This window comes from Streptomyces sp. NPDC090798 (genome assembly GCF_044768965.1).
Lineage (GTDB): Bacteria > Actinomycetota > Actinomycetes > Streptomycetales > Streptomycetaceae > Streptomyces.
In genome coordinates this window covers 46695-73100 of the sequence record NZ_JBIVXA010000032.1, presented here as the reverse complement: position 1 = coordinate 73100, position 26406 = coordinate 46695, and the positions used below count along the sequence as shown (strand labels likewise).

Annotated in this window: 25 protein-coding genes and 2 pseudogenes; 10 read left to right on the top strand and 17 right to left on the bottom strand. The window is 71.0% G+C overall.

Going from position 1 to position 26406, the window contains the following annotated elements; genetic code table 11:
- Positions 1-66: 66 nt before the first annotated feature.
- The 6 genes from ACIQTP_RS42645 to ACIQTP_RS42620 all read right to left on the bottom strand — a co-directional run bounded on the left by ACIQTP_RS42645 (position 67) and on the right by ACIQTP_RS42620 (position 5729).
- The gene (locus ACIQTP_RS42645) at positions 67-138 is read right to left on the bottom strand and encodes a putative leader peptide (RefSeq protein ID WP_309544753.1); all 72 of its coding nucleotides are present in this window, start codon (positions 136-138) and stop codon (positions 67-69) included.
- A 177-nt stretch (positions 139-315) separates the two neighbouring features.
- Positions 316-2184 carry an FAD-dependent monooxygenase gene (locus ACIQTP_RS42640; RefSeq protein WP_403410496.1) on the bottom strand — a complete coding sequence of 623 codons (1869 nt, stop codon included), beginning with the start codon at positions 2182-2184 and terminating at the stop codon, positions 316-318.
- 176 nt (positions 2185-2360) lie between these two features.
- Positions 2361-3263, bottom strand: a complete 903-nt coding sequence (locus tag ACIQTP_RS42635; protein WP_403410493.1) for an amino acid ABC transporter permease — start codon at positions 3261-3263, stop codon at positions 2361-2363.
- A complete protein-coding gene (locus tag ACIQTP_RS42630) occupies positions 3260-3925 on the bottom strand; it encodes an amino acid ABC transporter permease (protein WP_351424414.1) in 666 nt (221 codons plus the stop codon). The genes ACIQTP_RS42635 and ACIQTP_RS42630 overlap by 4 nt, the downstream gene beginning before the upstream one ends.
- A 75-nt stretch (positions 3926-4000) precedes the next feature.
- The gene (locus ACIQTP_RS42625; RefSeq protein WP_403410490.1) at positions 4001-4834 is read right to left on the bottom strand and encodes a glutamate ABC transporter substrate-binding protein; all 834 of its coding nucleotides are present in this window, start codon (positions 4832-4834) and stop codon (positions 4001-4003) included.
- A 118-nt stretch (positions 4835-4952) separates the two neighbouring features.
- Positions 4953-5729 (bottom strand): amino acid ABC transporter ATP-binding protein, encoded by a 777-nt coding sequence (locus tag ACIQTP_RS42620; RefSeq protein ID WP_054229851.1) that lies wholly within the window; start codon positions 5727-5729, stop codon positions 4953-4955.
- 286 nt (positions 5730-6015) lie between these two features.
- Here ACIQTP_RS42620 and ACIQTP_RS42615 point away from each other — a divergent pair, with 286 nt between their 5' ends.
- Positions 6016-6702 carry a response regulator transcription factor gene (locus ACIQTP_RS42615; protein WP_403410487.1) on the top strand — a complete coding sequence of 229 codons (687 nt, stop codon included), beginning with the start codon at positions 6016-6018 and terminating at the stop codon, positions 6700-6702.
- 9 nt (positions 6703-6711) lie between these two features.
- Positions 6712-8121: an ATP-binding protein gene (locus ACIQTP_RS42610; RefSeq protein WP_403410484.1), complete on the top strand. Its 1410-nt coding sequence runs from the start codon at positions 6712-6714 to the stop codon at positions 8119-8121.
- A gap of 45 nt (positions 8122-8166) precedes the next feature.
- On the opposite strand, the gene ACIQTP_RS42605 is transcribed toward ACIQTP_RS42610, so the two are convergent.
- Positions 8167-9165 (bottom strand): TAXI family TRAP transporter solute-binding subunit, encoded by a 999-nt coding sequence (locus ACIQTP_RS42605; RefSeq protein ID WP_403410482.1) that lies wholly within the window; start codon positions 9163-9165, stop codon positions 8167-8169.
- A 138-nt stretch (positions 9166-9303) separates the two neighbouring features.
- On the opposite strand from ACIQTP_RS42605, the gene ACIQTP_RS42600 reads away from it, so the two are divergent.
- Complete coding sequence (locus ACIQTP_RS42600; protein WP_403410479.1) at positions 9304-9765, top strand: MazG nucleotide pyrophosphohydrolase domain-containing protein; 462 nt, start codon at positions 9304-9306, stop codon at positions 9763-9765.
- A gap of 23 nt (positions 9766-9788) precedes the next feature.
- On the opposite strand, the gene ACIQTP_RS42595 is transcribed toward ACIQTP_RS42600, so the two are convergent.
- Positions 9789-11084, bottom strand: a complete 1296-nt coding sequence (locus ACIQTP_RS42595; protein WP_403410476.1) for a cation:proton antiporter — start codon at positions 11082-11084, stop codon at positions 9789-9791.
- Between the two features lie 4 nt (positions 11085-11088).
- On the bottom strand, positions 11089-11574 hold the full coding sequence (locus tag ACIQTP_RS42590; protein WP_402038750.1) for a cation:proton antiporter regulatory subunit: 486 nt from the start codon (positions 11572-11574) through the stop codon (positions 11089-11091).
- 194 nt (positions 11575-11768) lie between these two features.
- Here ACIQTP_RS42590 and ACIQTP_RS42585 point away from each other — a divergent pair, with 194 nt between their 5' ends.
- Positions 11769-12839, top strand: a complete 1071-nt coding sequence (locus ACIQTP_RS42585) for a histidine kinase (protein ID WP_403410473.1) — start codon at positions 11769-11771, stop codon at positions 12837-12839.
- A 14-nt stretch (positions 12840-12853) separates the two neighbouring features.
- On the top strand, positions 12854-13546 hold the full coding sequence (locus ACIQTP_RS42580) for a response regulator (RefSeq protein ID WP_403410546.1): 693 nt from the start codon (positions 12854-12856) through the stop codon (positions 13544-13546).
- Between the two features lie 78 nt (positions 13547-13624).
- Here ACIQTP_RS42580 and ACIQTP_RS42575 read toward each other — a convergent pair whose 3' ends face one another.
- The 3 genes and pseudogenes from ACIQTP_RS42575 to ACIQTP_RS42565 all read right to left on the bottom strand — a co-directional run.
- Entirely contained in the window at positions 13625-14110 is a 486-nt protein-coding gene (locus ACIQTP_RS42575; protein ID WP_403410470.1) for a hypothetical protein, read from the bottom strand.
- A gap of 247 nt (positions 14111-14357) precedes the next feature.
- A complete protein-coding gene (locus ACIQTP_RS42570) occupies positions 14358-15392 on the bottom strand; it encodes an alpha/beta hydrolase (RefSeq protein WP_403410467.1) in 1035 nt (344 codons plus the stop codon).
- Positions 15393-15526: 134 nt separating this feature from the next.
- Positions 15527-15724, bottom strand: a pseudogene (locus ACIQTP_RS42565) (MBL fold metallo-hydrolase); the annotation flags it as partial.
- A 186-nt stretch (positions 15725-15910) separates the two neighbouring features.
- On the opposite strand from ACIQTP_RS42565, the pseudogene ACIQTP_RS42560 reads away from it, so the two are divergent.
- Positions 15911-16433: pseudogene (locus ACIQTP_RS42560) on the top strand (LysR substrate-binding domain-containing protein); the annotation flags it as partial.
- Positions 16434-16603: 170 nt separating this feature from the next.
- Here ACIQTP_RS42560 and ACIQTP_RS42555 read toward each other — a convergent pair.
- Both ACIQTP_RS42555 and ACIQTP_RS42550 read right to left on the bottom strand, forming a co-directional pair.
- Entirely contained in the window at positions 16604-18463 is a 1860-nt protein-coding gene (locus tag ACIQTP_RS42555) for a M1 family aminopeptidase (RefSeq protein ID WP_403410464.1), read from the bottom strand.
- Between the two features lie 277 nt (positions 18464-18740).
- Positions 18741-19346 carry a DUF6817 domain-containing protein gene (locus ACIQTP_RS42550; RefSeq protein WP_403410461.1) on the bottom strand — a complete coding sequence of 202 codons (606 nt, stop codon included), beginning with the start codon at positions 19344-19346 and terminating at the stop codon, positions 18741-18743.
- An 85-nt stretch (positions 19347-19431) separates the two neighbouring features.
- On the opposite strand from ACIQTP_RS42550, the gene ACIQTP_RS42545 reads away from it, so the two are divergent.
- Positions 19432-19932, top strand: a complete 501-nt coding sequence (locus ACIQTP_RS42545; protein WP_403410543.1) for a GNAT family N-acetyltransferase — start codon at positions 19432-19434, stop codon at positions 19930-19932.
- 112 nt (positions 19933-20044) lie between these two features.
- Here the strand turns inward: ACIQTP_RS42545 and ACIQTP_RS42540 are convergent, their stop codons facing one another.
- A complete protein-coding gene (locus ACIQTP_RS42540; protein ID WP_403410458.1) occupies positions 20045-21982 on the bottom strand; it encodes a serine/threonine protein kinase in 1938 nt (645 codons plus the stop codon).
- A gap of 154 nt (positions 21983-22136) precedes the next feature.
- Here ACIQTP_RS42540 and miaB point away from each other — a divergent pair, with 154 nt between their 5' ends.
- A complete protein-coding gene (miaB, locus tag ACIQTP_RS42535) occupies positions 22137-23666 on the top strand; it encodes a tRNA (N6-isopentenyl adenosine(37)-C2)-methylthiotransferase MiaB (RefSeq protein ID WP_403410456.1) in 1530 nt (509 codons plus the stop codon).
- Between the two features lie 51 nt (positions 23667-23717).
- Positions 23718-24437: a class III extradiol dioxygenase subunit B-like domain-containing protein gene (locus ACIQTP_RS42530; protein ID WP_402038737.1), complete on the top strand. Its 720-nt coding sequence runs from the start codon at positions 23718-23720 to the stop codon at positions 24435-24437.
- Between the two features lie 184 nt (positions 24438-24621).
- Here ACIQTP_RS42530 and ACIQTP_RS42525 read toward each other — a convergent pair whose 3' ends face one another.
- Entirely contained in the window at positions 24622-24885 is a 264-nt protein-coding gene (locus ACIQTP_RS42525; RefSeq protein ID WP_101401052.1) for an antitoxin, read from the bottom strand.
- Positions 24886-24909: 24 nt separating this feature from the next.
- Entirely contained in the window at positions 24910-25101 is a 192-nt protein-coding gene (locus tag ACIQTP_RS42520) for a gliding motility protein (RefSeq protein WP_403410452.1), read from the bottom strand.
- 285 nt (positions 25102-25386) lie between these two features.
- On the opposite strand from ACIQTP_RS42520, the gene miaA reads away from it, so the two are divergent.
- Entirely contained in the window at positions 25387-26325 is a 939-nt protein-coding gene (miaA, locus tag ACIQTP_RS42515; RefSeq protein WP_402038733.1) for a tRNA (adenosine(37)-N6)-dimethylallyltransferase MiaA, read from the top strand.
- The last annotated feature ends 81 nt before the right edge of the window (positions 26326-26406 follow it).

Below are 26406 nucleotides of genomic sequence, written 5' to 3'. Positions count from 1 at the left end.
CGTTCGCGTGGGTGCGCGCGGCAGCCGCCAGGGAGGGGCGGCGCGCGGGGAAGAAGAGCTGCGAATTCAGCAGGACGGGCGACACACGCAGCCCGCATAGCGGACGAGGTCCATATGGACCCTCCGCCACAGGCGCACACAGGTGTCGGTCACGATCCGGAGTACACCATGGCGGTCTGGGCCGGTCAACTCACTGTCACTATGTGGACCCCCCGGTGACCGAGGGTGCCGCGATGGCCGTGGCTCCGCGCCCCTCCGTACGAGTTCGGCGACCTGACCCTGGTGGTCCGGTGCGGGCCCGGACCACCAGGGTCGTCAGGTCGTACTCGCCGCCGTCTCCGCTTCCGCTCCCGCTTCCGCCTCCGCCGTGGCGGGGCCGCCCAGTGTCGCCTCGGCCGCCGCGTACAGGTCGGCCGGGCGCACCCCGCTCAGCGCCGTGACCAAGTGGCCGTCGGGGCGCACCAGGAGCACGGTGTGTGCCGCCGCGCCGGGATAGCTCTCGGCGACCAGCAGCTCGGCGCGGTGCGGCAGCGCGGTCACGGCGGCCGCGAGCCGGGGCATGATTCCGGCCGTCACCCAGTGCTTGCGCGCCCACACGCCCGTACCCGGAGCGATCAGCACGACGAGCAGCACTCCGCGGCCCAGGCGCTCCCGCAGCTGTACGAACGAGCCGTCCTCCGCGGTCACGCGTACGTCGACGACCGGCGCACCGGGCGCCGTGTCCACCGGGGTCTGCGACTCGGTGTGCGCGGGCGCGAGCGGCGAGTCGGCGTACGCCCCCGGCGCACCCAGCGGGCCGCGCCCCAGGTGGCCGTCCGTGAGCAGCGCGTCGTGGCCACGGGCCGACCCGGGGACGTACGAGCGCAGGCCTCCGCCGTTTCGCAGCAGCGGCAGCGCCTGGTCGGCGGCGCGCAGCCGGGCGGCGACGACGGCCCGCCGCTCCGCCTGGTAGCTGTCGAGCAGCGCCTCGTGCGGGCCGTGGTGCCAGGCGAGCGCCAGCTTCCAGGCGAGGTTGTCGGCGTCCCGCAGCCCCTCGTCCAGGCCCTGGGTGCCGAGCGTGCCGAGCAGGTGCGCGGCGTCCCCGGCGAGGAAGACCCGGCCGGCCCGCCAGCGGCGGGCGAGGCGGTGGTGGATGGTGTGGACTCCGGTGTCGAGCAGCTCGTACGGGGGTGTGGATCCCGCGTTCCAGCCGGCGAGGGTCTCGCGGATGCGCGCCACCAGCAGGTCGGGCGTGACCAGGTCCTTGCCGGGCGGCAGCAGCCAGTCCAGCCGCCACACGTCGTCGGCGAGGGGGCGCGCGGTGACCTCCCCGCTCGAGGGGCCCGACGTCCGCCACGGCGGCGTCCGGTGCAGCAACGCCTGGCCGGGCCAGGGAAGTTCCGTACGCAGCGCCGCGACGGCGTACCGTTCGACGGCCGTACGTCCGGGGAAGCGGATGTCCTGGAGTTTGCGCACGGTCGAGCGCGGTCCGTCGCAGCCGACCAGGTAACTGCCGCGCCACCATGTGCCGTTGGGGCCGCGGGTGTGCGCCGTGACGCCCGAGGACTCCTGCTCGATCGAGTCGAGGCGGCTGCCCACGGCGACCTTGATCAGTCGCTCGTGGACGATGGCCTCGCGCAGGGCGCCGGTCAGCGCGTGCTGGGCGAGGTGCAGCGGGGCGGCCACGTCGGTACCCTCGGAGTCCTGCGCGTCCGCGGTCGGGCCGAGCCCGGCGCTTTTCAGGCTGTGCGCGCTCCCCTTCGGGTCCTGTGCGCTCCTCCCGGAGCGCTGGGCGCCACCTCCCGAGCCGTGCGCGCCGCTCCCGAAGGCCCGCGCGCCGCTTACCTCGCCGTGCGTGCCGCCTCCCGAGCCGTGCGCCGCGCCCCCGAGGCCTTGCGCATCGGCTTCGAAGTCCGGCGAGTCCGTGTCGGAAGCCCCGGCAGCGAAGTGGATCTCGCGCATCACCTGCTTGCGCCGTATCGACCGCCATCCGGCCCAACGGAAACCGGCATCGGTGAGGGGCGGGCCCGTCAGACGCTCGACGAGTGCGGCCGTGTCCTCGCGCAGCACCACCGTCCGCGCGAGCCGTTGTTCGTCCTTGCCCGGCCCCTCGTCGAGGACCACGCAGGGGACCTCCTGGCGGGCCAGCGCAAGGGCCAGCGTGAGGCCCACGGGCCCCGCGCCGACGATGATCACCGGGTCCACGGCGCGCGGCCCCCTGCCCGGAGCGGTGTCCTGAGAAGCGGTCGGGAACAGGCAGTTGGAACGGGGTGCACGATCACAGAACGTATGCAACCCATTGCCGGTGCTTGCGTCAAGTGACGGGGGCAGTGGTGATCACGCCGCTGCCCCCGTTGGCGCCGAGGCGAGGTGAGGATCCGTCAGATGGAGATGCCGCCGCCCGCGCCGCCCGCGCCCGTCGACTCCGCGCCCCCGACCGCGGCAGGCGCAAGCACCACGCCCGTCGACTTCTTGCCGCGCCGCAGTCGTCCCTCCAGCCAGCTCGCGAAGCTCGTGAGGCTGAAGTTGAGCGCGATGTAGATCAGGGCCACGACGGTGAAGCTGGCGATGGTGTTCGCGCCGTAGTACGCGCTCATCGGGCCGACGGAGGCGAGCAGCTCGGGGAAGGTGAGGACCGCGCCGCCGAGCGCGGTGTCCTTCACGATCACGACGAGCTGGCTGACGATCGCCGGCAGCATCGCGGTGACCGCCTGCGGCAGCAGGATGAACCGCATGACCTGGTTCTTGCGCAGACCGACGGCCATGGCCGCCTCGGACTGCCCCTTGGGCAGCGACAGGATGCCCGCGCGGACGATCTCCGCGAGGACCGAGGAGTTGTAGAGCACCAGTCCCGTGATGACCGCGTAGAGCGGACGGTCGTCCGAGCTGGTGTTCGTGTACGCGGAGTACGCGGCGTCGGCGAAGATCATGAGGACCAGCACCGGGATGGCGCGGAAGAACTCCACGATCGCGGCCGCCGGGATGCGTATCCAGGCGTGGTCGGAGAGCCGGGCTATGCCGAAGAAGGCGCCGAGCGGCAGGGCGATGACCATGGCGAGGGCCGCGGCCTTCAGGGTGTTCTGCAGCCCCGGCCAGAGGTACGTGCTCCAGGCCTCGCCATGGACGAAGGGCTTCCACTTCTCCCAGGCGAGCTGGTCCTTGTCGTTGAGGCTGGTGATCACCCACCACAACAGGGCCGCGAAGGCGACCAGGAACAGCGCCGAGTAGAGGATGTTGCGCCGCTTGGCGCGGGGGCCCTGGGCGTCGTAGAGGACGGACGTCATCGCTTCACCGCCACCTTCTTGCCCACCCAGCCCAGGAGGAGGCCGGTCGGCAGCGTCAGACACATGAACCCGAAGGCGAAGACGGCCGAGATCGCGATGAGTTGGGCCTCGTTCTCGATCATGGACTTCATCAGGGTGGCCGCTTCGGCGACACCGATCGCGGCCGCCACCGTGGTGTTCTTCGTCAGGGCGATCAGCACGTTCGTCAGTGGACCGACGACCGAACGGAACGCCTGGGGAAGCACGATCAGGGTCAGGACCTGGGTGAAGTTCAGACCGATGGCGCGGGCCGCCTCCGCCTGCCCGACGGGCACGGTGTTGATGCCGGAGCGCAGCGCCTCGCAGACGAAGGCCGAGGTGTAGGCGATCAGACCGAGCACGGCCAGCCGGAAGTTGACCGTGTCGACCTGGTCCGAGCCGAGACTCACCCCCAGGGTCTGGTTGAGGCCCAGCGAGGTGAACAGGATGATCACGGTCAGCGGGATGTTCCGCACTATGTTCACGTAGGCGGTGCCGAAACCGCGCATGAGAGGCACCGGACCGACCCGCATGGCGGCCAGCATGGTTCCCCATATCAGGGAGCCGACGGCTGAGAGGACGGCGAGCTTCACCGTCATCCAGAACGCTCCCAGCAGGTCGTAACCTTGAAGAAAGTCGAACACGATTTCCCGCGCTTCCGCGTGTGGTGATGCCCGGGTGCGCCGCCCCCCGAGGGCGGCGCACCGGCGGGCCCTACATCAGCTGACGATGTTGCCGATCTTCGGAGCGGGCTCGTTCTTGTAGTTGGCCGGACCGAAGTTCTTGTCCACGGCCTTCTTCCAGGAACCGTCGGAGACCATCGCCTCGAGAGCCGTGTTGATCTTGGCCTTGAGGTCGCTGCCCTTCTTGACGCCGATGCCGTAGTTCTCGTTGGTCATCTTGAAGCCGCCGAGCTTGAACTTGCCCTTGAAGGCGGCCTGCGAGGCGTAGCCGGCGAGGATCGAGTCGTCCGTCGTCAGGGCGTCGATCGCCTTGTTCTGCAGACCCGTCAGGCAGGCCGAGTAGGTCGGGTACTGCTGGAGCTGGGCCTTGGGCGCCAGCTTGTCGTGCACGTTCTGCGCCGAGGTCGAACCGGTCACGGAACACAGCTTCTTGCTGTTGAGATCCGACGGCGACTTGATGGCGGTGTCATCGGCGCGGACCAGCACGTCCTGGTGGGCGAGCAGGTAGGGGCCGGCGAAGTCCACCTTCTTCTCGCGCTCAGGGGTGATCGAGTAGGAGGCGGCGATGAAGTCGACGTCACCGCGCGAGAGCGCGTTCTCGCGCTCGGCGCTCTTCGTTTCCTTCCACTGGATCTGGTCGGGCTTGTAGCCGAGCTTCCCGGCGACGTACGTGGCGACGTCGACGTCGAAGCCCGAGTAACCCTGCGGGGTCTTCTGGCCGATGCCCGGCTGGTCGAACTTGATACCGATGGTGATCTTCTTGCCGCCGCCGGACGAGTCGCTGGCCTTCTTGTCCGAACCGCACGCCGTGGCCGTCACGGCGAGCGCGAGCACGACGGCCGAGGCGGCGGTGACCTTACGGAGCTTCATGGTGAACATCCTTTGGGTGGTGAGGAGATGCGGGTCTTCAGGCATGGGCTTCAGTGCTGAACCTCGGAGAGGGACCTCAGTTCAGAAACGAACTTCAGTGACGAAGAAGCGCAGGCCCTCAGTGGTGAAGGATCTTCGACAGGAAGTCCTTGGCGCGGTCGCTGCGGGGATTGCTGAAGAACTGGTCCGGCACGGCCTCTTCGACGATGCGACCGTCGGCCATGAAGACCACCCGGTTGGCAGCCGAACGAGCGAAGCCCATCTCGTGGGTGACGACGATCATCGTCATGCCGTCGCTCGCGAGCTGCTGCATGACCTCCAGGACCTCGTTGATCATCTCGGGGTCGAGTGCCGAGGTCGGCTCGTCGAAGAGCATGACCTTGGGGTCCATCGCCAGCGCCCGCGCGATCGCGACCCGCTGCTGCTGACCGCCCGACAACTGCGCCGGGTACTTGTCCGCCTGGGTGCCCACGCCCACCCGGTCGAGCAGCCCGCGGGCCTTCTCCTCGGCCGCCTTCTTGTCGGCCTTGCGGACCTTGATCTGACCCAGCATCACGTTCTCGAGCACCGTCTTGTGCGCGAAGAGGTTGAAGGACTGGAAGACCATGCCCACGTCGGCCCGCAGCCGGGCCAGTGCCTTGCCCTCGTCGGGCAGCGGCTTGCCGTCGATCGTGATGTCGCCCGAATCGATCGTCTCCAGGCGGTTGATGGTGCGGCACAGGGTGGACTTCCCGGACCCGGAAGGTCCGATGACCACGACGACCTCGCCACGTGCGATCGTCAGGTCGATGTCCTGGAGCACGTGCAACGCGCCGAAGTGCTTGTTGACGCTCTTCAGGACGACCAGGTCCTCGGTCGCGGCCACGGCATCCTTGGCCACCGATACTTCGGTCATCGCTCTGGGGCTCCGTCCTCCTCGGTTTCGGTGGACAGTAGTGACCCCGTGCGACCAGCGTCATTACATCTGAGGGGAACTTGAGCATCACGATCCGGTAGCAACCGGACACGGGTCGTAGCAGCTGTCGCGCGGCCGCGTACCGGCTGGGTAACGGAAGCCCTCCGTGACCCGAAGCCTCTTGACGCCGTCGTGATCCATCGGCGTGACTTCCTTGGTGCACACGTGTGTGCGCCGCGATCCAACAGGATCGGACCGTACGACCGATGAACCGGAGGGGGCCGGAGTGAGACTGCTGCTCGTCGAGGACGACAACCACGTCGCGGCCGCCCTGTCCGCGGTGCTGGCGCGACACGGCTTCGACGTCACGCACGCCCGCAGTGGCGAGGAGGCCCTGCAGGCGCTGGTGCCGGAGAGTGACGGCTTCGGTGTGGTCCTGCTCGACCTGGGCCTGCCCGACCAGGACGGCTACGAGGTCTGCGGCAAGATCCGCAAACGCACCAGCACTCCGGTGATCATGGTCACCGCCCGCTCCGACGTACGGTCCCGGATCCACGGCCTCAACCTCGGCGCCGACGACTACGTGGTGAAGCCCTACGACACCGGGGAACTGCTCGCCCGTATCCACGCGGTCAGCCGGCGCAGCGTCCCCGACGACGCAGCAGGCTCCGGCGACGCCGCGCTGCGGCTCGGGCCGGTCCGCATCGAACTGCCCACGCGCCAGGTCAGCGTCGACGGTTCGGTCGTCCAACTGACCCGCAAGGAGTTCGACCTCCTCGCGCTGCTCGCCCAGCGGCCCGGGGTGGTCTTCCGCCGGGAGCAGATCATCAGCGAGGTGTGGCGCACCAGTTGGGAGGGGACCGGGCGCACCCTGGAGGTGCATGTCGCGTCCCTGCGCTCCAAGTTGCGCATGCCGGCGCTGATCGAGACCGTGCGCGGCGTGGGGTACCGGCTCGTCGCTCCCGCGGCGTAGCGTGCACCGGTGCGCACCCGCCTCCTTCCGCTGCTCATCGTCCTGATGGCAGCCGTGCTGCTCGCGCTCGGCATCCCGCTCGCCGGGAGTGTCGCGGCCGCCGAGCAACAGCGTGTGGTCGTCGACCGCATCGACGACACGGCACGCTTCGCCGCCCTCGCGCAGTTCGTCACCGACCAGCCGGCCGGCGGTTCCCGGGTGGGCACGACGGACGAGCGCGGGGAGACCCTGCGCAAGGAACTCGGCGCGTACTACGAGGTGTACGGCATCCGTGTCGGCGTCTTCTACCGCGACCTCGCTCCCATGGCCAACGCGCCCGAGAACTGGTACGTGGTCGAGAAGGGCGAGGGGCGCGACGCCTTCAACGAGGCGCTCCTGGGCCGCCGCAGCCACGACCCGGAGCAGGTCTGGCCGTGGCAGCGCGACCGGCTCGTCGTCGCCTCGCCGGTCATCCGGGACGGTGACGTCATCGCGGTCGTGGTCACCGACTCGCCCACCGGACAGATGCGTTCGAAGATCCTGCACGGCTGGGTGATCATCGCGGCGGGCGAGGTCGCCGCGATGCTCCTCGCCCTCGGCGCGGCACTACGGCTGACCGGCTGGGTGCTCAGGCCCGTACGCGTCCTCGACGCCACCACCCATGACATCGCGACCGGGCGGCTGAAGTCGCGGGTCGCGGTCGCGGGCGGTCCACCGGAACTCAGGCGCCTGGCCCGGTCGTTCAACGAGATGGCGGACAACGTCGAAGACGTCCTGGAGCAGCAGCGCGCCTTCGTCGCCGACGCCTCGCACCAGTTGCGCAACCCCCTCTCGGCGCTGCTGCTGCGCATCGAACTGCTCGCGCTCGAACTGCCGGAGGACAATGAGGAGATCGCGTCGGTCCGCACCGAGGGCAAGCGTCTCGCCGAGGTCCTGGACGACCTGCTCGACCTGGCGCTCGCCGAGCACGCCGAGGCCGACCTGCGGCTGACCGACATCGGTGAGCTGGCGGCCGAGCGCGTCGCGTCCTGGTCGCCACTGGCCGACAGCAAGGGCGTACGTCTGACCGGGACCTGCCCGGCCACCACCGCCTGGGCCGACCCGGTCACCCTGTCCAGCGCCCTGGACGCGGTGATCGACAACGCGCTGAAGTTCACGCCCGAGGGCGAGGACGTCGAGGTGGCGGTCGCGTCGAACGGCGAGGTCTCGACGGTGGTCGTCACCGACCGCGGTCCGGGCCTCAGCGACGAGGAACTGGCCCGCATCGGCGACCGCTTCTGGCGCAGCGCGGGGCACCAGAACATCAAGGGCTCGGGCCTCGGCCTGTCCATCTCGCGGGTGCTGCTCTCGGCGGGCGGCGGCTCCATCGCGTACGCCCGTCACGAGCCGCACGGCCTCAAGGTGACGGTGACGGTGCCGAGGTCGCGGCCCGAGTCGTGAGCGGGGCGGCCACGGCCGGGGGTTGTGGCCGGGAGGCGGCCCGCGCTACGGCTTGACCGAGCGGTAGTAGCGCCGGGCGCCTTCGTGCAGGGGCAGCGGGTCCGTGTAGATGGCCGTGCGCAGGTCCACCAGCTGGGCCGCGTGCACCTGACGGCCGATGCCGTCGCGGCTGTTGATCACCGTACGGGTGAGCTCCTCGGTGAGCCGGGGGTCCGAGTCCTCCCGGGTGATCAGGAAGTTCGCCACCGCCAGCGTCTGCACGGACGAGCCCTGCTGGGCCTCGGGGTAGGCGTCGGCGGGCATCACCGCGGACCGGTAGTAGCGGGCTGCGCCGCCCTGCTCGTGCAGCTTCGCGACGAGGTCACCGCCGATCGGCACCAGCCTGACGGCGAAGCTCTTCGAGAGCTGCTGCACCGCGCTCGTCGGCAGGCCGCCCGACCAGAAGAAGGCGTCGATCTTGTGCTGTTCGAGCAGGTCCGGCATGGTGCCGATGCCGTCCGGAGACGGCTTGATGTCCTTCGCGGAGTCGAGCCCGGCCGCCTGCAGCACATGCTCCGCTATCAGCCGTACCCCGGAACCGTCCGGCCCCACGGCGACCCTCTTGCCCCGCAGGTCCGCCACCGACTGCACGGACGAGGAGCGCGGGACGACCAGGTGCACATAGTCGTCGTACAGCCGGGCACAGCCGCGCAGCCGGCCCGACCCCGGCTTGTTCTCCAGGATGTACGTCTCCACCGCGTCGGCCGCCGCGATGGTGAAGTCGGCCTGGCCCGTGGCCACCCGGCGGACGTTCTCCTGGGAGCCGTCGCTGTTCTTCAGCCGGACGTCCAGGCGCGGCATGTCCTTGGCGAGCGCGGTCTGCAGGAGCGTGCCGTACTTCTGGTACACCCCGGTCGGGGTGCCCGTGCTGAACGTGATCCTGCCGCCCGGCGACTCCTCGCCCAGCGGCAGCAGCCACCACAACAGCAGCCCGAACACCACGAGTGCGGCGGCCGAGCCGAACAGTGCGCGGCGCCGGTCGATACGGCGGAGTGCCAGGAGCATGCGCGCGATCCTGCCAGCCGGGGGGCCGTCCTGACCAGGGCGGGGTCGAGAGGGGGCGGCACGGGGGGCGACAGGGGGGCGGTCGGGATGCGGCATCGGGCCGGCGGGGGAGGGGCATCGGCTCGGTAAGGTCGGCGGATGCAGCCTTCGCCCGACTCCGCGGTCACTTCTTCCGCGGTCACTTCTTCCGCGTCTCCCGTTCCCTCTCCCGCTTCCCTGGTCCGCGAGTTCCACCTCGCCTTCGGGCTCGACGCGCGCAGCACGCCGACGGAGGTCTCCCCGGCGCTCGCCGCCCACCGCGGTGAACTGCTCGCCGAGGAGGCCGCCGAAGTCGCCGAGGTCTCGGTCTCGGGGCCGCTGGACCGGCTGGCGCACGAACTGGCCGACGTCGTGTACGTGGCGTACGGCACCGCGCTCGTCCACGGCGTCGACCTCGACGCGGTGATCGCCGAGGTCCACCGCTCCAACATGACGAAGCTGGGCCCCGACGGCCGCGTCGCCCGCCGGGCGGACGGCAAGGTCCTCAAGGGGGAGCACTACCGGGCGCCGGAGGTGTCGCAGGTGCTGCGGAGGCAGGGGTGGAGGGGCGCGGACGCCTAACTCCCCGCTACTCCCCGCTCTGCTCAGTCCGGTACAGCCGTCTGCCGTCGTGCCTCGCCCTCCCGTTTCGGTCCGGGCTCCGCTTCCCCCTCCGCCCCGGCCGGCCGCTCCGCGACGTCCTGGCGCACCGGGTGGACGCCGAACCGACCGCCGAACCGACCGCCGAACCGGGCCGTGAGCCGTTCGGCCAGCGGCTGGGTGTAGCGGGCGGTGAGCGGGCCGAGTACGACCAGGATCAGCACGTACGCCGTGGCCAGCGGGCCGAGTGAGGGCTCGATGCCGGCCGTGACCGCGAGCCCGGCGATGACGATGGAGAACTCACCGCGCGCGACCAGCGCGCCGCCCGCCCGCCACCGGCCGCCCACGGAGATACCGGCCCGGCGGGCCGCCCAGTACCCGGTGGCGATCTTCGTCAGAGCCGTGACGACGGCCAGCGCGAGCGCGGGCAGCAGCACCGGCGGGATGCTCGCCGGGTCGGTGTGCAGCCCGAAGAAGACGAAGAAGATCGCCGCGAAGAGGTCCCGCAACGGGCTGAGCAGCGTGTGCGCGCCCTCCGCGACCTCCCCGGACAGGGCGATGCCGACCAGGAACGCCCCGACGGCGGCGGAGACCTGGAGCTGCTGCGCGATGCCCGCGACGAGGATCGTCAGGCCCAGCACGACGAGCAGCAGCTTCTCGGGGTCGTCGCTGGAGACGAAGCGGGAGATGACACGGCCGTAGCGGACGGCCACGAACAGGACGAGTCCGGCGGCTCCCAGGGCGATCGCGAGCGTCACACTGCCCGCGGCCAGCCCGACCCCGGCCACCAGCGCGGTGACGATGGGCAGGTAGACCGCCATCGCCAGGTCCTCCAGGACGAGGATGCTGAGGATCACCGGTGTCTCCCGGTTGCCCACTCGCCCCAGGTCGCCCAGCACCTTGGCGATGACTCCGGACGAGGAGATCCAGGTGACACCCGCCAGGACCACGGCGGCCACCGGACCCCAGCCGAGCAGCAGCGCGGCGGCCGCGCCGGGCAGGGCGTTGAGGGTGCAGTCGACCAGGCCCGAGGGGTAGTGGGACTTGAGGTTGGAGACCAGATCGCTGGCTGTGTACTCCAGGCCGAGCATCAGCAGGAGCAGGATGACGCCGATCTCGGCGCCGGTGGCGACGAACTCCTCGCTCGCGCCGAGCGGGAGCAGCCCGCCTTCGCCGAAGGCGAGACCGGCCAGCAGATACAGCGGGATGGGGGAGAACCGCAGCCGGGCGGCGGCCCGCCCGAGCAGCCCGAGGCACAGGATGATGGCGCCGAACTCGATCAGCAGAACAGCAGAGTGCACGCGCTCACTCCCGTCCGAGTATCGCCGCGGCGCCGTCGACGCCTTCGCGCGTGCCGACGACGATCAGGGTGTCCCCGCCCGCCAGCCGGAAGTCCGGTGTCGGGGAGGGGATCGCCTCGGCGCGGCGCAGCACCGCCACCACCGACGCGCCGGTCTCGGTCCGCATCCGGGTCTCGCCCAGCACCCGGCCGTTCCAGCGGGAGGTCGCGGCGATCTCGATGCGCTCGGCGATCAGCCCGAGGTCGGTGGTGTAGAGCAGGCTCGGGCTGTGGTGGGAGGGCTTCAGCGCGTTGATCAGGGAGGCCGCCTCGCCGCTCGTCAGCCGCAGCGACTGGGCGCAGGAGTCGGGGTCGTCGGCGCGGTACACGCTCACGGTACGGGCGCCGTCGCGGTGCGCCACCACCGACAGGTGGCGCTGTTCGCGCGTCATGAGGTCGTACTGGACCCCGATGCCCGGCAGCGGTGTCGCCCGGAGGCGTGGCGTGGACATGATCTCCCCTTGTTCGTCGAGCCGAGGTCCTGCGTTCCCGTGCAAAACGGTCATGCTGCCATCCCCCGTACGGTGGCGACATGGGTGTTGGCACGGATGGACACGACCGCTCGACAGGCGCGAAGCTGACCGGGACAGCGGCGTCGCCGCAGCTCGGAAGGGCCGGAGGGACAGGAAGGGACGGACAGAGGAACGTGTCGCTGTTCCGGCGGATCTTCCTGCTCAATGCCGCGGGCCTGACCGTGGCCACCGCGCTGCTGCTGGGCCCGGTCACCGTGTCGACGCCGATACTGCCGGGCGAGGTGCTGGTCGTCGTCGCGGGCCTCGCGGCGCTGCTCGTCGTCAACGGGCTCGTGCTGCGGATAGGCCTGGCTCCGCTGCAACGGCTCGGCCGGGCCATGGCCACCGCCGATCTGCTGCATCCCGGGGCCCGGGCACCCGTCACCGGCCCTGCGGAGGTCGCCGGGCTGATCACCACGTACAACACGATGCTCGACCGGCTGGAGACCGAGCGCGCCACCAGCTCGGCCCGCGCGCTCAGCGCGCAGGAGGGCGAGCGCCGGCGTATCTCCCAGGAGCTCCACGACGAGGTGGGCCAGACCCTGACCGCCGTGCTGCTGCAGCTCAAGCGGGTCGCCGACCAGGTGCCCGGGGAGCTGCGGGAGGAGGTACGGCAGGCGCAGGAGGCGACCCGCGGCAGCCTGGACGAGATCCGCCGCATCGCCCGCCGGCTGCGCCCCGGTGTCCTGGAGGAACTCGGGCTGCACAGCGCGCTGCGGTCGCTGGCGGCCGAGTTCACCACGCACGGTCTGTCCGTACGCCACCACCTCGACGGAGACCTGCCGCCGCTGACCGAGGAGACGGAACTCGTGGTCTACCGGGTGGCTCAGGAAGGGCTCACCAACACGGCCAGGCACGCGGGGGCCGATCGCGCCGAACTGCGGTTGCGGCGGGTCGTCGGCGTGGACGGTGGTGACGGCGGCGACGGCGTCGAGCTCCTCGTACGGGACAACGGCAAGGGCCCCGGTCGGCTGCGGGAAGGGGCGGGGATCAGCGGTATGCGGGAGCGGGCCCTGCTGATCGGCGCCGCGCTCTCGGTCGGGGCCGGGCCTGGGGCGGGCACCGACGTACGGCTGCGCATCTCGACGCGGACCGGCGCACCGGAGACCGGCGCACCGGAGACCGGTGCAGCGAAGACCGGAGCAGCGCAGACCGGCGCACCGCCGCAGTTCCCCGCCGCGACCGCTTTCGAGGGAGACCGATGACGTCCGTGCCGCCCATGTCGTCCGTGCCGTCCGTGCCGCACCGGCAGCCCGGCGGGGGTCGGCCCACCCGGGTTCTGCTCGCCGACGACCACACGCTCGTGCGCCGTGGCGTACGGCTCATCCTGGACGGCGAACCGGACCTGAGCGTCGTGGCCGAGGCCGGGGACGGTGCCGAAGCGGTCGCGCGGGCCCGCGACACGGATGTGGACCTCGCCGTTCTCGACATCGCGATGCCCCGGATGACCGGGCTCCAGGCGGCCCGCGAGCTCTCCCGCCGCCTTCCCGACCTGCGCATCCTCATCCTGACGATGTACGACAACGAGCAGTACTTCTTCGAGGCGCTCAAGGCCGGGGCCTGCGGTTACGTACTGAAGTCGGTCGCCGACCGCGACCTGGTCGAGGCGTGCCGGGCGGCGATGCGCGACGAGCCGTTCATCTATCCCGGCGCCGAGACCGCGCTCGTACGCACCTACCTGGAGCGGATGCGGCGCGGCGAGGGACTGCCGGCGCGGACCGTCACCGACCGCGAGGAGGAGGTGCTCAAGCTGGTCGCCGAGGGCCATACGACGAAGGAGATCGCCGAACTGCTCTACATCAGCGCCAAGACCGTGGAGAGCCATCGGGCGAACCTGCTGCAGAAGCTCGGCCTGCGCGACCGCCTCGAACTCACCCGGTACGCGATCCGGGCCGGACTCATCGAACCGTGAAATCGAACCGTGAGAGAGCCGACCCGTGAAAGGGCCGACCCGTGCCCGGGTCGGCCCTCTCATGGTGGTGCCGTCGGATCACTTCACCGTCACGAGGACGGTCGGCGAGACGACCTTGCCCGCCATGACCCGAAGCTGCTCCTTGCCCTTGTTGGTGAGCTTGGTGGTCAGGGAGTAGCTGCTGCCGTTCTTGAGCACGGTGCTGGACTTCAGAGCGGTCCACTTGCCGTTGTGCATGCGCAGCAGCACCACCTTGGTGCCGACCTTCACTCCCTTGGCGCGCCCGGTGAACGTCACCGACTGGCCGGCCTTCACCTGGGCCTTGCTCACCCTGGCAGTGATCGAACCGTTGGCCATGGGCGAGTGGCTCGCGCCGCCGGTCTTGTTGGGTTTGGCGGTGCCGGTCATGCTCGGCTTCGCGGTGCCGGTCATGCTCGGCTTCGGGTTCGGCGCCGCGCTCGGGGACGCGGCGAAGGCGCCCGCCGTCCCGGCCGACAGCAGAGTGACGGAGAGCGCGCCGGCGCCGATCGCCTTGGCACAGCGGCTGCGGAGTGTGGAATTCACGTGTGACTCCTGACGTGACGGATCCCCCCACGAACGGACCACGCCCGTATGGGCGAAATGTTCGCTTTTGAGGTTATCCACGTCACTGCCGAGCCTGCGACCGGACGAGAGCCCCATACCTGTGCGAAAAGCACCAAAAAACCCTCACCATCCGACAAAACGCCTGGTCGGCGGGGTTGCGGAGCGTTATCAAGTTCTTACCCAGCGTCCACGGTGATCGCTGGAACTGGAAGGCGACGGGGTCGTCTCACCCCGCGGCCAGCAGCCTGCGCAGCCAGCGAAGCCGGGCCGCCTGGGCGTCCTGGGCCAGCGCGATCCGCGGGGCGAACCCCTCGAACCCGTGGCAGCCACCGGGCCACACGTGCAGCTCGGCCCGGCCGCCCGCCTGCCACAGCCGGCTCGCGTACGCCACGTCCTCGTCGCGGAAGGTCTCCGCCGAACCGACGTCGATGAAGGCCGGCGGCAGCCCGGACAGGTCGGTCGCGCGGGCCGGTGCCGCGTACGGCGAGACGTCCGGGCCGCCGCGCGCCGCGCCGAGCAGCGCGTCCCACCCCGTCGCGTTGGCCGTGCGGTCCCAGGCACCGAGCCCGGCCATCTGGCGGGCGGAGACGGAGTCGTTGCGGTCGTCCAGCATCGGGGACACCAGCATCTGGCCGATGAGTTCCGGACCGCCGCGGTCGCGGGCCAGCAGGGCGAGGGCCGCGGCGAGACCCCCGCCGGCGCTGCCGCCGAAGAGGAGGATCCGGGACGGGTCGACGCCGAGGTCCTTGGCGTGTTCGGCCGTCCACACCAGCCCCGCGTAGCAGTCCTCGACCGGCGCCGGGTGAGGGTGTTCCGGGGCGAGCCGGTACTCCACCGAGACCACCGCCAGACCCAGCTCCTCGGCCCAGTCCAGCGCCCCGTTCGTGCCGATCCGGTTGTCCCCCGTGATCATCCCGCCGCCGTGGACGTGGTAGATGACGGGCGGCGGCTCGGTGACCCCCGTAGGGCGGCACACCAGCAGCGAGATGCCCGGTGAGCCCGCGGGTCCCGGGACGACCACGTCCTCGACCTCGAAGAGGCCGCCCCTGTCGAGCTCGTCGTCGGACGGCCGGTACATGGATGCCGTCCGGCGCAGGGCGGGGATGTCCTCGGGCGAGACGCTGGACTGCACCTGGTCCCCGAGCAGGTCCAGGACGGCGGCCAGCTCCGGGTCGAAGGGCGGCGGGGGAAAGGCGCCGTCCGCGGTCGACGGCGCCGCGGTGGATGTCTGTGCCCTGGTGGATGGCGGCTCGGCAGTCATGGAACTCCTTGTCACGGCCGGGGCTGAACAGGTGCGCTCAGGGTGCTCGGAGCGATCAGGATGCCCGTCCGGCGGCGACAACAGCGAATGCCTCGTGTCCGCCGGACGGACTTGACGGCACCCGGCGGTCCCCGTCAGGAGCGAGGGCGCATGTCCCCGCCGTACACCGTGCGGTAGTCCGGGACGACGATCCGGCTCGCCGGGGACTCCCGGTGCACCTGGGTGAGGAAGCCGTCCAGGTCCATCGACGGGTCGTGGCGCGGTGGCTCGCTCAGTGGCTCCTCGAAGTTGTCCCAGTGGACGGGTACGACGACGCCGGTGTCGCTCATGGCGTCAGCAGACCAGGGACCGGTCTCCCGCGTCCAAGATCGAAACGGTGTCCTCGCGATACGCGAGCACATATGAGGCCTGGTCAGACACCCTCGCTCCGCAGGAAGCCGACGGCGATTCCAGCCGCGGCGCCGATCGCGGCGTCCACCCTCGGCCGGGTGGCGGTCAGCTCGCGGGAACGGGCGCATCTCGGAGTCGTCCCGCCCCGCACCTCACCGCTGGCCAGGCTGCCCGAGGTGGCGCTCGGCGAGCTGGCCGGCCACGATCTCGTGCTCTTTCCGCGGGCCCACGCCCCCCTGTTGGTACGACCGGATTCTCGACGTCTGCCGTGGCGCGGGCTTCGTGCCCGGTCGGCTGCGGCACGTGTCGAACTCCGAGTTCCCGCTGGCGCTGATGACGGCGGGGCACGGAATCGCCTTCGACCAGGGGCCGGTGGCCCGCAGGGAGCGCCGCGTCGCCTGGCGGCCCCTGGCGGGGCGTCCCCTCACCCAGCGGCTGAGCGGCGCGTGGCCCGCCGGCCACGCCGTCCACCCGGCCGTGCGCCCCTTCGCGGAGCTCGCGGCCGACGTACTCACCGGCGACCGCACCGCGGCCCCGGGCCGAGACGACCGGGCCCGCGCCGCTCCACGGGGAAGTGCGGACGGGGGCCGCCCGGCGGACGGTTCAGCCCGCCCGTGGCCGGTCGTGTACGGCGAGGGCTTCGGCCAGTAGGCGTGAGTCGGCCAGTAAGCGTGGGTCGGCCGGTAGGTGTGAGTCGGCAGGTAGGCGTGGGTCGGCCGGTAGCCGTGGGTCGACGTCACGACGCTGATCACGCACGGCCCGGTCACCGGTTCGCCGCGGATGACGCCCCAAGGGGCCCACCGCGGCGAACCGGCGCCGTGTCAGCCGTCGATGCGGTGCTGGGTCCAGAACGAGGTCAGGTCCGTGGTCGTGGCGGCCTGGGCGGCCGCCTTGAACTCGGCCGTGGTCGAGACGCCGTACCAGTGCGAAGTGGCGTAGTCCTTCAGCAACTTGGCCATGGTGGTGTCACCGAGGACGCGGCGCAGATCGTGCAGGGCGCACTTGCCGTAGCCGTAGACGACGGTGGAGTAGCGGGACGAGTGGGCGTCCCAGTACGCCATCGAGTTGGTGATCTTCTCCGCCGTCGAGGCCCAGGAGACGCTGTTCCAGCAGTTCGTGCCGGTACTGCCCAGCGCCAGGTCGGTGGCATAGTCGGTGAACGCCTCGTCCAGCCACGGGCTGTTGTACTCGTCGTCGCCGACGATCCCGTAGAACCACTGGTGCCCGATCTCATGGGTGAGCGCCGTGGTGGAGACCAGGTCGAGGACGAACCCCGGGTACTCCATGCCGCCGAACCAGAAGTTGTTGTCGATGACGGCGTCCAACTCGCCGTACGGGTAGGCGCCGAAGCGGCCCGCGTGGGCGTCCACCGCGGTCTTCGCGGTGGTGAGCATGGACTGTGCGCTGGACGAACTGATCCCCGAGACCGAGTAGATGTTGATCGGGGTGCCCGCCGTCGACGTGCCCGAGATCTTGGTGAACGGGCCCGCCGCCCAGGCGAAGTCACGGACCTTGGCGGCGGTGGCCGTGGTGACCGTGCGTCCGCTGGAGCCGGGGGTGTCCACCGAGGTGCCCGTGGCCGGGACCAGCAGGGTGGTCGGGTGGTCGAGGGTCACCTTGAAGTCGGCGGCCAGGGAGTAGAACGACTCGCCGTTGTTCGTGTACGGGTCGAGGTGCCAGCCCGAGCCGTCCTTGACCGCGAGGACCGGCAACGCGTTGCCGATCATGCTGAACGCGCCGTCGTAGCCGAAGCGGTCGGCGCCACTGGGGACGGTGATCCCCAGGTCGAAGCCGATCGTGGTCGACTGGCCCTGCGCCAGCGGGGTCGGGAGGGCGATCTGCAGGGCGGTGCAGCCGACCGACAGGGCGCCCGCGGTGCCCCCGGTGACGTTGCTGACCGCGATCGGCATCGCGGAGCAGGTGCCGTGGTAGTTGTCCCACAGCCTCAGGTACACCTCGCTGAGCGTGGTGGAGGAGGCGTTGGTGAACGTCGCGCTCTCGTGGCCCGTCCAGACCGTGCCGCTCGTGTTGCTGCTCAGGCTCACGGTGTACGAGGGGGCGGCCGGCGTGCGCGTGGAGTCCGCCGGCGGGGTCGTGCCGCCGGAGGTGTTCAGCGCGATGTCGTCGAGGACGAAGCTCGTCTGGAGGCTGGAGTCCTCGGTCCCGGTGAAGGCGAGGCTCACGGTCTGGCCCGCGAACGCCGACACGTCGAACGACTTCTGTACGTAGCCGGTGGCCTTGTTGAGGTTCGAGTACGTCGCCAGTGTCGTACTGCCGATCTTCGCCGTCAGCTTGTCGTACGCGGTCGACGAGGTCGTCTCGGCGGTGTCTATGTGCAGCCAGAAGGTGAGCGTGGCGCTGCTGCACCCGGACGGGATCGTGACGCTCTGCGAGAGGGTGTCGGTGTGCGTACTGCCGACACCGTTCAGCCAGGCGAAGCTGGTGCCGCCGTGGGCGCTCTGACCGGAACGGCTGGTGATCACGGTCGACGACGACTGGGTCCAGGGCGAAGTCCCGCTCTCGAAACCGCCGTTGGTGACCACCTGCGCCGGAGTGCAGTCGGCGGCCAGTGGCGCCGTGGGCGGCGCGGCTGCCGCCGGGGTGACGGGGAGCAGGGCGGCGGCCAACGCGGCGATGCCCAGTGCGCTCGCGGCGAGGGCCTTGTGGGGGGTCGGTCTCACTCGAAACTCCTTTGAGGTGGCCGGGATTCCGGCCTGCTCGGTGGCCGCCCTGACGGCCTGGGTGCGCCGGGGGCAGCCGGGGGGCTGCGCGCATCGCTTGCGCGATCGCTGGGGTGAGATTTCCGTCGCGTCTCCCTGTGGTCAGGGCGACGGCTGCGGGAAGCCTGGCAGATTTGACCGGGGCATGCCATCAGTGGCGGGTAAAAGTGTTCGCTGACCTCAAGTGTTCGGACTCCGGCCGCGGCCGTGGTCGGTACGACTGGGTCGTACTCGGTGATCAGTGGTCCGGGAGCGCGGCGTGCGGGCCGAGCTGCCGGGTGCAGGCGTCCCGGGCCGGGGCGGACAGCAGGTCGCCCGCCCCGGCGAACAGCTGGTACAGGGCCGGGCCGTACCGCGCGGCCAGTTCCTCGTTGTGGGCCAGTACGTCGAGCTCGTTGGCGGCGGTGATCTCCAAGAACGCTCGCAGGTCGTCGTCCGCGGGGATGTGCTCGCGGCCGATGAAGCGATCACGGAAGACCACGGGCCGATCGCGCCCGATCCGGGGAAGGACGGCGCCGCGGTCGCAACTCGCGTACAGGTACACCAGTGCCTCGGCGCGGTCGCCGATCAACTCCGCCAGGGTCGCCCGCTCGGCGACCGGCAGCAGGTACGGGTCGAAGCCGTCGGTCCCGTACGCGGCATGGCACAGTCCCGCCGCCTGGACCACGGGGTCGCCGCCCCAGTCGGCCAGGAGCCGCCGGACACGGCCGAGATGCTCCAGCAGCGTGCCGCCCGGATGCGGCATCCCGGCGGTTCCCCGCGCACGCAGGAAGGCTTCGGCACGCGACCACCGGGATGCGTCATCGTCGCCGGTCACCTCGGGTACTTCGGGTACTTCGGTCACTTCAGCTCCCTCGGGACGGGGATTCAGGGTCTCGGCGGGCCGCTGAGAGACTCCCACCATGGAGACGAGTGCGGGGGCGGACCGGATGCGGCCGGGGCGGGCGCTGCCCGGGAACGGGTCGGGCCGTTCCATGGAATGGGCGCTGCGCTCCGCGGAGCAGGCGGATGTCGAGGTGATCGCCGAGCTGCGGGCGACGGTGATGCGCCCGGACCTGGAGCGGTTGGGCCGGTTCGACGAGCGCCGGGTCCGCCGGCGGCTGCGGGAGTCCTTCTCCCCGGGGCACACGTCGGTAGTCATCGCCGACGGCGACTTCGCGGGCTGCGTCACGCTGAGGCCGGCCGAGGACGGGCTGTGGCTGGAGCACTTCTATCTCGTTCCGGCCTTGCAGGGCCGGGGGCTCGGTTCGGCCGTCCTGCGCACCCTGCTGGACGGCGTCGACGCCGACGGCATGCCCGTCCGTCTGAATGTCCTGCGGGGCAGCGCAGCCCGGCGACTGTACGAGCGCCACGGGTTCACCGTGGAGGTTCAGGACCCGATCGACGTCTTCATGGTGCGACGACCGGGTGCGGGCATTCTCGGCCCATGAGGGGAGAGGCCTGTGGGGGAGGGGCCCGTGAGGGAGGAAGTTCGTGCGGGAAGAGGTTCCTGAGGGAAGAGGTCCCCCGAGGGAAGAGGTTCCTGCGGGAAGAGGCCTGCCCCTAGGCCGCGTTGCGCCAGACCTTCACGTCCAAGGTGGCGTACGTCGTCCCGGACGAACCCCGATACGTCACGAGCCCCACGTGCCCCGTCCCGCTGACCACGCACATCTGCTGGCCGACGGTGAGGTCCTTGACCCAGATGTAGCTCTTGTAGCCTGTCGCCGCCTTGCACGCGTCCAGGCTCCCCTGCCGCCCCACGGGCAGCAGGGCGAGGGAGCTGCCGGAGTCGGTGCCGGGGGCGAGGACCGCGCCCGAGGAGTAGACGGCGTACGTCAGATCCTCGTCGGAGGTTCCGGTGTCCGCCTTGGACCGCACCGGGGTGTCCGCGAGATACAGGTCGTGGCTCGCGGTCATCCGGATCCCGGAGTACGTCACCGGGACGTGGGCCGTCGGGGCCGCGGGCTTGCTGGACGCGGCGGTCGGGGGAGCCGAGGCAGCGGTCCGCGTGGGCGTCGGGGGCCCCGAAGGGCTGGGCGGCAGCGCGGATTTGGTCGTCTTGGGCTTCTTCGAGACCCGGGGGGACGGTGAGCCGGACGCCGATGGCGAAGCCTCGGCGGCCGTGGCCGACTGCGACGCGGCCACCTCCTGCGCCCGGCTGTCGTGCTTGTCGCCGTCCCCCGGTACGAGCAGCAGCGCGGCGGCCGCCCCACCGGCGACGAGTACGATCGCGGCTGCCGCCAATACCCAGGCACGGGCCTTGCGGCTCCGGCGGCCCGTGCCCACCGCGGAGGTCTGGGCGGCGTCCGGCTCCTGCGGCTGCGGCCAGGGATGCGGAGCGTACGGACCCGGCGCGGCCCCTGGCCCCATCACGAAGGGCCCGGGCAGCGCGGCATGGGACGGCGCGGTGGGGGAGTAGGCCATCGGAGGCCCGAAGGCGCCGGGGCCGACGGGACCGGCGGGACCGAAAGCGCCGGATCCAGCGGGTCCGAAAGCCCCCGAAGTCCCGGAAGTCCCCGAAGCCGCCGAAGCCGCCGAAGCGTGAGCGTCCGGAACGGCCTCCGCCCGGGCCCGATCCGCGCCTTCGGCCCGAGCCGCGATACCCGCCGCCAGTTCGCCCGACAGCCACGCCCCGGACGCGGACCGCGCTTCGGCACCGAGATCCGCCTGGATCGTCTGGACGGAGCGTATGACCTCCTCGACGGATGGCCGCTCGGCGGCGGGCTTGCGCAGACACCGTGCCACCAACTCCCGTATCTCCACCGGCACGCGGCTGAGATCGGGCTCCTCGTGCACCACCCGGTAGAGCACCGCGTGCGGATCCCCGTCCCCGAAGGCGCCGCCGCCCGTCGCCGCGAACACCGCGGTCTGCCCCAGCGCGAACACGTCGGCCGACGGCATGGCATCCGCGCCGAGCACCTGCTCCGGCGCCATGTAGGCGACGGTTCCCAGGGCCGTGCCGCTCATCGTCACCGATGTGGCGTCCGCGGCCCGCGCGACCCCGAAGTCGATGACCCGCGGGCCGTCCGCGGCGAGCAGCACGTTCGACGGCTTGAGGTCCCGGTGCACGATGCCCTCGCGGTGCACCGCCTGCAGGGCCTCCGCGACACCGGCGATCAGCCGCAGCACGGTGTCGACGGGCAGCGGCCCGTGATCGCGTACCGCGTCGGCGAGGGAGGGCCCCGGCACATAGGCGGTCGCACACCACGGCGTCGATCCCCCGGTGTCGCTGTCGACGACCGGAGCCGTGTAGAGCCCGTGCACCCGGCTCGCCGCGGCCACCTCGGCCTGGAACCGCTTCCGGAACTCCGCGTTCTCGGCCAGCTCCGGCCGGATCACCTTGACCGCGACGGCCCGCCCGCCCGGCGTGTGCGAGAGATAGACCCGTCCCATGCCCCCGGACCCGAGCCGTGCCACCAGCCGATAGCCGCCGACGACCCGAGGATCGCCGTCCTCCAGAGGCTGGAAACTCCCCGCATCGGACCCACCGTCGCTCAACACGCCCCACTCCACCCCGAGATCCGTTCTGTGGTGCCCCATTGCATCACGGGCCCCCTCGGCCCGGTGGGGACGGCTGCCGACCTCGTGGTCGGGCCCGGTCCGCTCCTTCAAACCCTCGGACGGGGGCTCTCCCGAAACCGCCTACCCTTGAGGCATGACCAGCAGCAGCGACCGGAGTCAGGCAGTGGACGTTCAGGAACCCAAGACCTATGAGGTGCGCACCTACGGGTGCCAGATGAACGTCCACGACTCCGAACGGCTCTCCGGGCTCCTCGAAGGCGCCGGTTACGTGCGCGCGGCCGAGGGGTCCGACGGTGACGCGGACGTCGTCGTCTTCAACACCTGCGCCGTCCGGGAGAACGCCGACAACAGGCTGTACGGCAACCTCGGCCGCCTCGCGCCGATGAAGACGAAGCGCCCCGGGATGCAGATCGCAGTCGGCGGCTGCCTGGCCCAGAAGGACCGCGACACCATCGTGAAGAAGGCGCCCTGGGTGGACGTCGTCTTCGGTACGCACAACATCGGCAAGCTGCCGGTCCTCCTGGAGCGCGCCCGCGTGCAGGAAGAGGCGCAGGTCGAGATCGCCGAATCGCTGGAGGCGTTCCCGTCCACGCTGCCGACCCGCCGCGAGAGCGCGTACGCGGCCTGGGTCTCCATCTCCGTCGGCTGCAACAACACCTGCACCTTCTGCATCGTCCCGGCACTGCGCGGCAAGGAGAAGGACCGCAGGACCGGCGACATCCTCGCCGAGATCGAGGCACTGGTCGGCGAGGGCGTCTCCGAGATCACCCTGCTCGGGCAGAACGTCAACGCGTACGGCAGCGACATCGGCGACCGTGAGGCGTTCAGCAAGCTGCTGCGGGCCTGCGGGCAGATCGAGGGCCTGGAGCGGGTCCGGTTCACCTCCCCGCACCCCCGTGACTTCACCGACGACGTCATCGCCGCCATGGCCGAGACACCGAACGTGATGCCGCAGCTGCACATGCCGCTGCAGTCCGGTTCGGACCCGGTCCTGAAGGCGATGCGCCGGTCCTACCGGCAGGACCGCTACCTCGGGATCATCGAGAAGGTGCGCGCCGCCATCCCGAACGCCGCCATCACCACCGACATCATCGTGGGCTTCCCCGGAGAGACCGAGGAGGACTTCGAGCAGACCATGCACGTGGTGCGGGAGGCGCGCTTCTCGGCGGCGTTCACGTTCCAGTACTCCAAGCGCCCCGGTACCCCGGCCGCCACCATGGAGAACCAGGTCCCCAAGGAGGTCGTCCAGGCACGCTACGAGCGTCTCGTCGCCCTCCAGGAGGAGATCTCCTGGGACGAGAACAAGAAGCAGGTCGGCCGCACCCTGGAGCTGATGGTCGCCGAGGGCGAGGGCCGCAAGGACGGCGCCACCCACCGCCTCTCCGGCCGTGCCCCCGACAACCGCCTGGTCCACTTCACCAAGCCCGACCAGGAAGTACGCCCCGGTGACGTGGTCACCGTCGAGATCACCTACGCCGCCCCGCACCACCTGCTCGCCGAGGGTGCCGTCCTGGACGTGCGCCGCACGCGCGCGGGGGACGCCTGGGAGAAGCGCAACGCGGCCGAGGCGCCGAAGCCCGCCGGTGTGATGCTGGGACTGCCGAAGATCGGTGTCCCGGAGCCGCTGCCGGTCGCCACCGGCAGCGGGTGCGGCTGCGACTGACCCCGGGCCAGGGGGCTCCTGGACAGGCCGGGCGGGGTTACGCTGCGGATCATGCTTGTAGCCGCCGCAGTCTGCCCCTGTCCGCCGCTGCTCGTCCCCGAGGTCGCCGCCGGCGCGGCACCGGAACTGGCCGCCGCGCGCGCGGCCTGCACGGACGCCCTGGGGGTGCTGGCCGCCTCGCGCCCCGACCTGCTGGTCGTCGTCGGGCCCGCCGAGCAGAGCGGGCGCGGGCCGTTCCCGGAGGGGGCGCCGGGCTCGTTCCGCGGGTTCGGCGTGGACCTCGACGTACGCCTCGGGGGAGGGGCTTCGCTTGCCGGGGCGCCGGAGCGTCCGCTTCCGCCCTCGCTCGCCGTCGCCGCCTGGCTGCTGGAGCGCACAGACTGGTCCGATGCCCCCGTCGAAGGCCTTGGGGTGGGAGAACCTCTCGAGGCCGAGCGCTGCGTCCAGGCCGGGGCGGGGATCGTCGCGCGGGCCGACCGGGTGGCCCTGCTGGTGATGGGCGACGCCAGTGCGTGCCGGACGCTCAAGGCACCCGGCTATCTCGACGAACGGGCGGCGGGCTTCGACGCGGAGGTCGCGCGGGCGCTGGGCGCGGCCGACGTGGCGGCTCTGAAGGCGCTGGACGCCGAGCTGGCGTACGAACTGAAGGTCTCCGGGCGGGCCCCCTGGCAGGTCCTCGCGGGCGCGGCCGAGGGTGCGGACCTGGGCGGCGCCCTGCTGTACGAGGACGCGCCGTACGGGGTGGGGTACGTGGTGGCGGCCTGGTCCTAGGGGAGGGCCTGGGCTCCTAGGACCACGCCCAGGACCACGCCCCCTGGGACAGCCACCGGCCGACAGAGACGAGCCCCGATACGGCCGGCTGGACACGGCGGTCCGGACACGGCGGACGGCCGGGAGCCCGGTGCGCTCCGCGGCCGTCCGCCGATGTGTGCTGATATGTACCGATATATGCCGGTCAGGACGCCGGAGGCGGTGGAGGCATGTCCGGCGGCGGCGTGGCGCCGTCGGTTTCCTTGTGCGCGAGTCGGTCCATGGCACCCTTCGCCTTGCCCGTGCCCGTCTGGATCTTGTCGCTGTACTTGCCCTTGGTCTTTTCGTCGACCACCTTCGCGGCCTTGTCGAGACCGTGCGTGACCTTGTCCCCGTGCTGTTGCGCGAGGTCCGAGACCTTGTCCTTGGCGGGTGCCAGCTTGGCTTTCAAATTGTCCAGGAGACTCATGGTCCACCTTCCCTCGCGGGACAGTTACGTGCGGGCGCCTTCGCCGGCCTCGTTGTCCGCGGCCTTCTCGGCGGTCTGCTGCTGGGGGATCTCGACATCGTCCGACGCGGCGGCCCCCGCGGGCTCGGTCGCCGCGGCCCCGCCTTCGCCCGCGGAGCCGCTCGGGCTCGCGGAGCCTTCGGACTTCTCGGACGAACCCTTCGCCTCCTCCGTCACCTCCGCCTCGGTATCGGCCGTTTGTGTGTCGGCCTGCACCGCGGCGGTTGACGCCTCCTCCGTAGCCTTCGACCTTCCAAGAAGTCGTGCAAAAACGCCCATATCCACTCCATACGTTACTCGTGAGGGCGAAATCCCGCGTCACCCGGTGCGTCCCATTGCGTCGCACGGGTCACCGGCTCTCGAAAACCGGCGGCTGGAACCTCGCAACAGGCAACGACCCCGGGGCCGTGGCGTCACGTAGCTCGTTCGAGGAGAGGCCCCGAGGTTTGCGAGACTGTGGCAGTGAGTAGCGCACCCCCCGCCCCCCGGGTCATCGCCGTCGTAGGGCCGACCGCCGCAGGAAAGTCCGATCTGGGCGTTTATCTCGCCCAACGGCTCGGCGGCGAGGTCGTCAACGCCGACTCCATGCAGTTGTACCGAGGGATGGACATCGGTACCGCCAAGCTGACGCCGCAGGAGCGCGGCGGGATCCCGCACCACCTCCTGGACATCTGGGACGTGACCGTCACGGCCAGCGTCGCCGAGTACCAGCGGCTTGCCCGCGCCCGTATCGACGCGCTGCTCGCCGAGGGCCGCTGGCCGATCCTGGTGGGCGGCTCCGGGCTGTACGTCCGCGGGGCCGTCGACAATCTGGAGTTCCCCGGCACCGACCCCGAGGTGCGGGCCCGGCTGGAGGAGGAGCTGACACTGCGTGGCTCCGGAGCGCTGCACGCGCGTCTGGCCATGGCCGATCCGGAGGCCGCGCACGCGATCCTGCCCAGCAACGGCCGCCGCATCGTCCGTGCCCTCGAGGTCATCGAGATCACCGGAAAGCCCTTCACCGCCAACCTCCCCGGTCACGACTCCGTCTACGACACCCTGCAGATCGGCGTCGACGTCACCCGCCCCGAGCTCGACGACCGCATCGCGCGCCGCGTCGACCGTATGTGGGAGGCGGGGCTCGTCGACGAGGTGCGCGCGCTGGAGGCGCACGGACTGCGTGAGGGGCGTACGGCGTCGCGTGCGCTCGGGTACCAGCAGGTGCTCACGGCGCTCGCCGGGGAGTGCACCGACGCCGAGGCGCGTGCCGAGACCGTACGCGCCACCAAACGCTTCGCGCGGCGTCAGGACTCATGGTTCCGGCGCGATCCCCGGGTGCACTGGCTGAGCGGCGCTGCGGCGGATCTCACAGAACTCCCGCAGCTCGCCCTGGCGTTGGTCGAACGACCGGTCACAGCCTGATCACGTCATGGCATCGGGACGCTCCGGCCGCCGTCCGGGCCTTCGGCGCCGTGCCATCATCGAGCTTCGATCGACCAAGTG

What these genes read in the sequence shown, in the direction of transcription:
- ACIQTP_RS42635 (WP_403410493.1), bottom strand. Translation starts at nt 3,263, where the DNA reads ATGACGTCCGTCCTCTACGACGCCCAGGGCCCCCGCGCCAAGCGGCGC.
- ACIQTP_RS42625 (WP_403410490.1), bottom strand. Translation starts at nt 4,834, where the DNA reads ATGAAGCTCCGTAAGGTCACCGCCGCCTCGGCCGTCGTGCTCGCGCTC.
- ACIQTP_RS42620 (WP_054229851.1), bottom strand. Translation starts at nt 5,729, where the DNA reads ATGACCGAAGTATCGGTGGCCAAGGATGCCGTGGCCGCGACCGAGGAC.
- ACIQTP_RS42605 (WP_403410482.1), bottom strand. Translation starts at nt 9,165, where the DNA reads ATGCTCCTGGCACTCCGCCGTATCGACCGGCGCCGCGCACTGTTCGGC.
- ACIQTP_RS42600 (WP_403410479.1), top strand. Translation starts at nt 9,304, where the DNA reads ATGCAGCCTTCGCCCGACTCCGCGGTCACTTCTTCCGCGGTCACTTCT.
- ACIQTP_RS42590 (WP_402038750.1), bottom strand. Translation starts at nt 11,574, where the DNA reads ATGTCCACGCCACGCCTCCGGGCGACACCGCTGCCGGGCATCGGGGTC.
- ACIQTP_RS42580 (WP_403410546.1), top strand. Translation starts at nt 12,854, where the DNA reads ATGTCGTCCGTGCCGTCCGTGCCGCACCGGCAGCCCGGCGGGGGTCGG.
- ACIQTP_RS42570 (WP_403410467.1), bottom strand. Translation starts at nt 15,392, where the DNA reads ATGACTGCCGAGCCGCCATCCACCAGGGCACAGACATCCACCGCGGCG.
- ACIQTP_RS42545 (WP_403410543.1), top strand. Translation starts at nt 19,432, where the DNA reads ATGCGGCCGGGGCGGGCGCTGCCCGGGAACGGGTCGGGCCGTTCCATG.
- miaB (WP_403410456.1), top strand. Translation starts at nt 22,137, where the DNA reads ATGACCAGCAGCAGCGACCGGAGTCAGGCAGTGGACGTTCAGGAACCC.
- ACIQTP_RS42530 (WP_402038737.1), top strand. Translation starts at nt 23,718, where the DNA reads ATGCTTGTAGCCGCCGCAGTCTGCCCCTGTCCGCCGCTGCTCGTCCCC.
- ACIQTP_RS42525 (WP_101401052.1), bottom strand. Translation starts at nt 24,885, where the DNA reads ATGAGTCTCCTGGACAATTTGAAAGCCAAGCTGGCACCCGCCAAGGAC.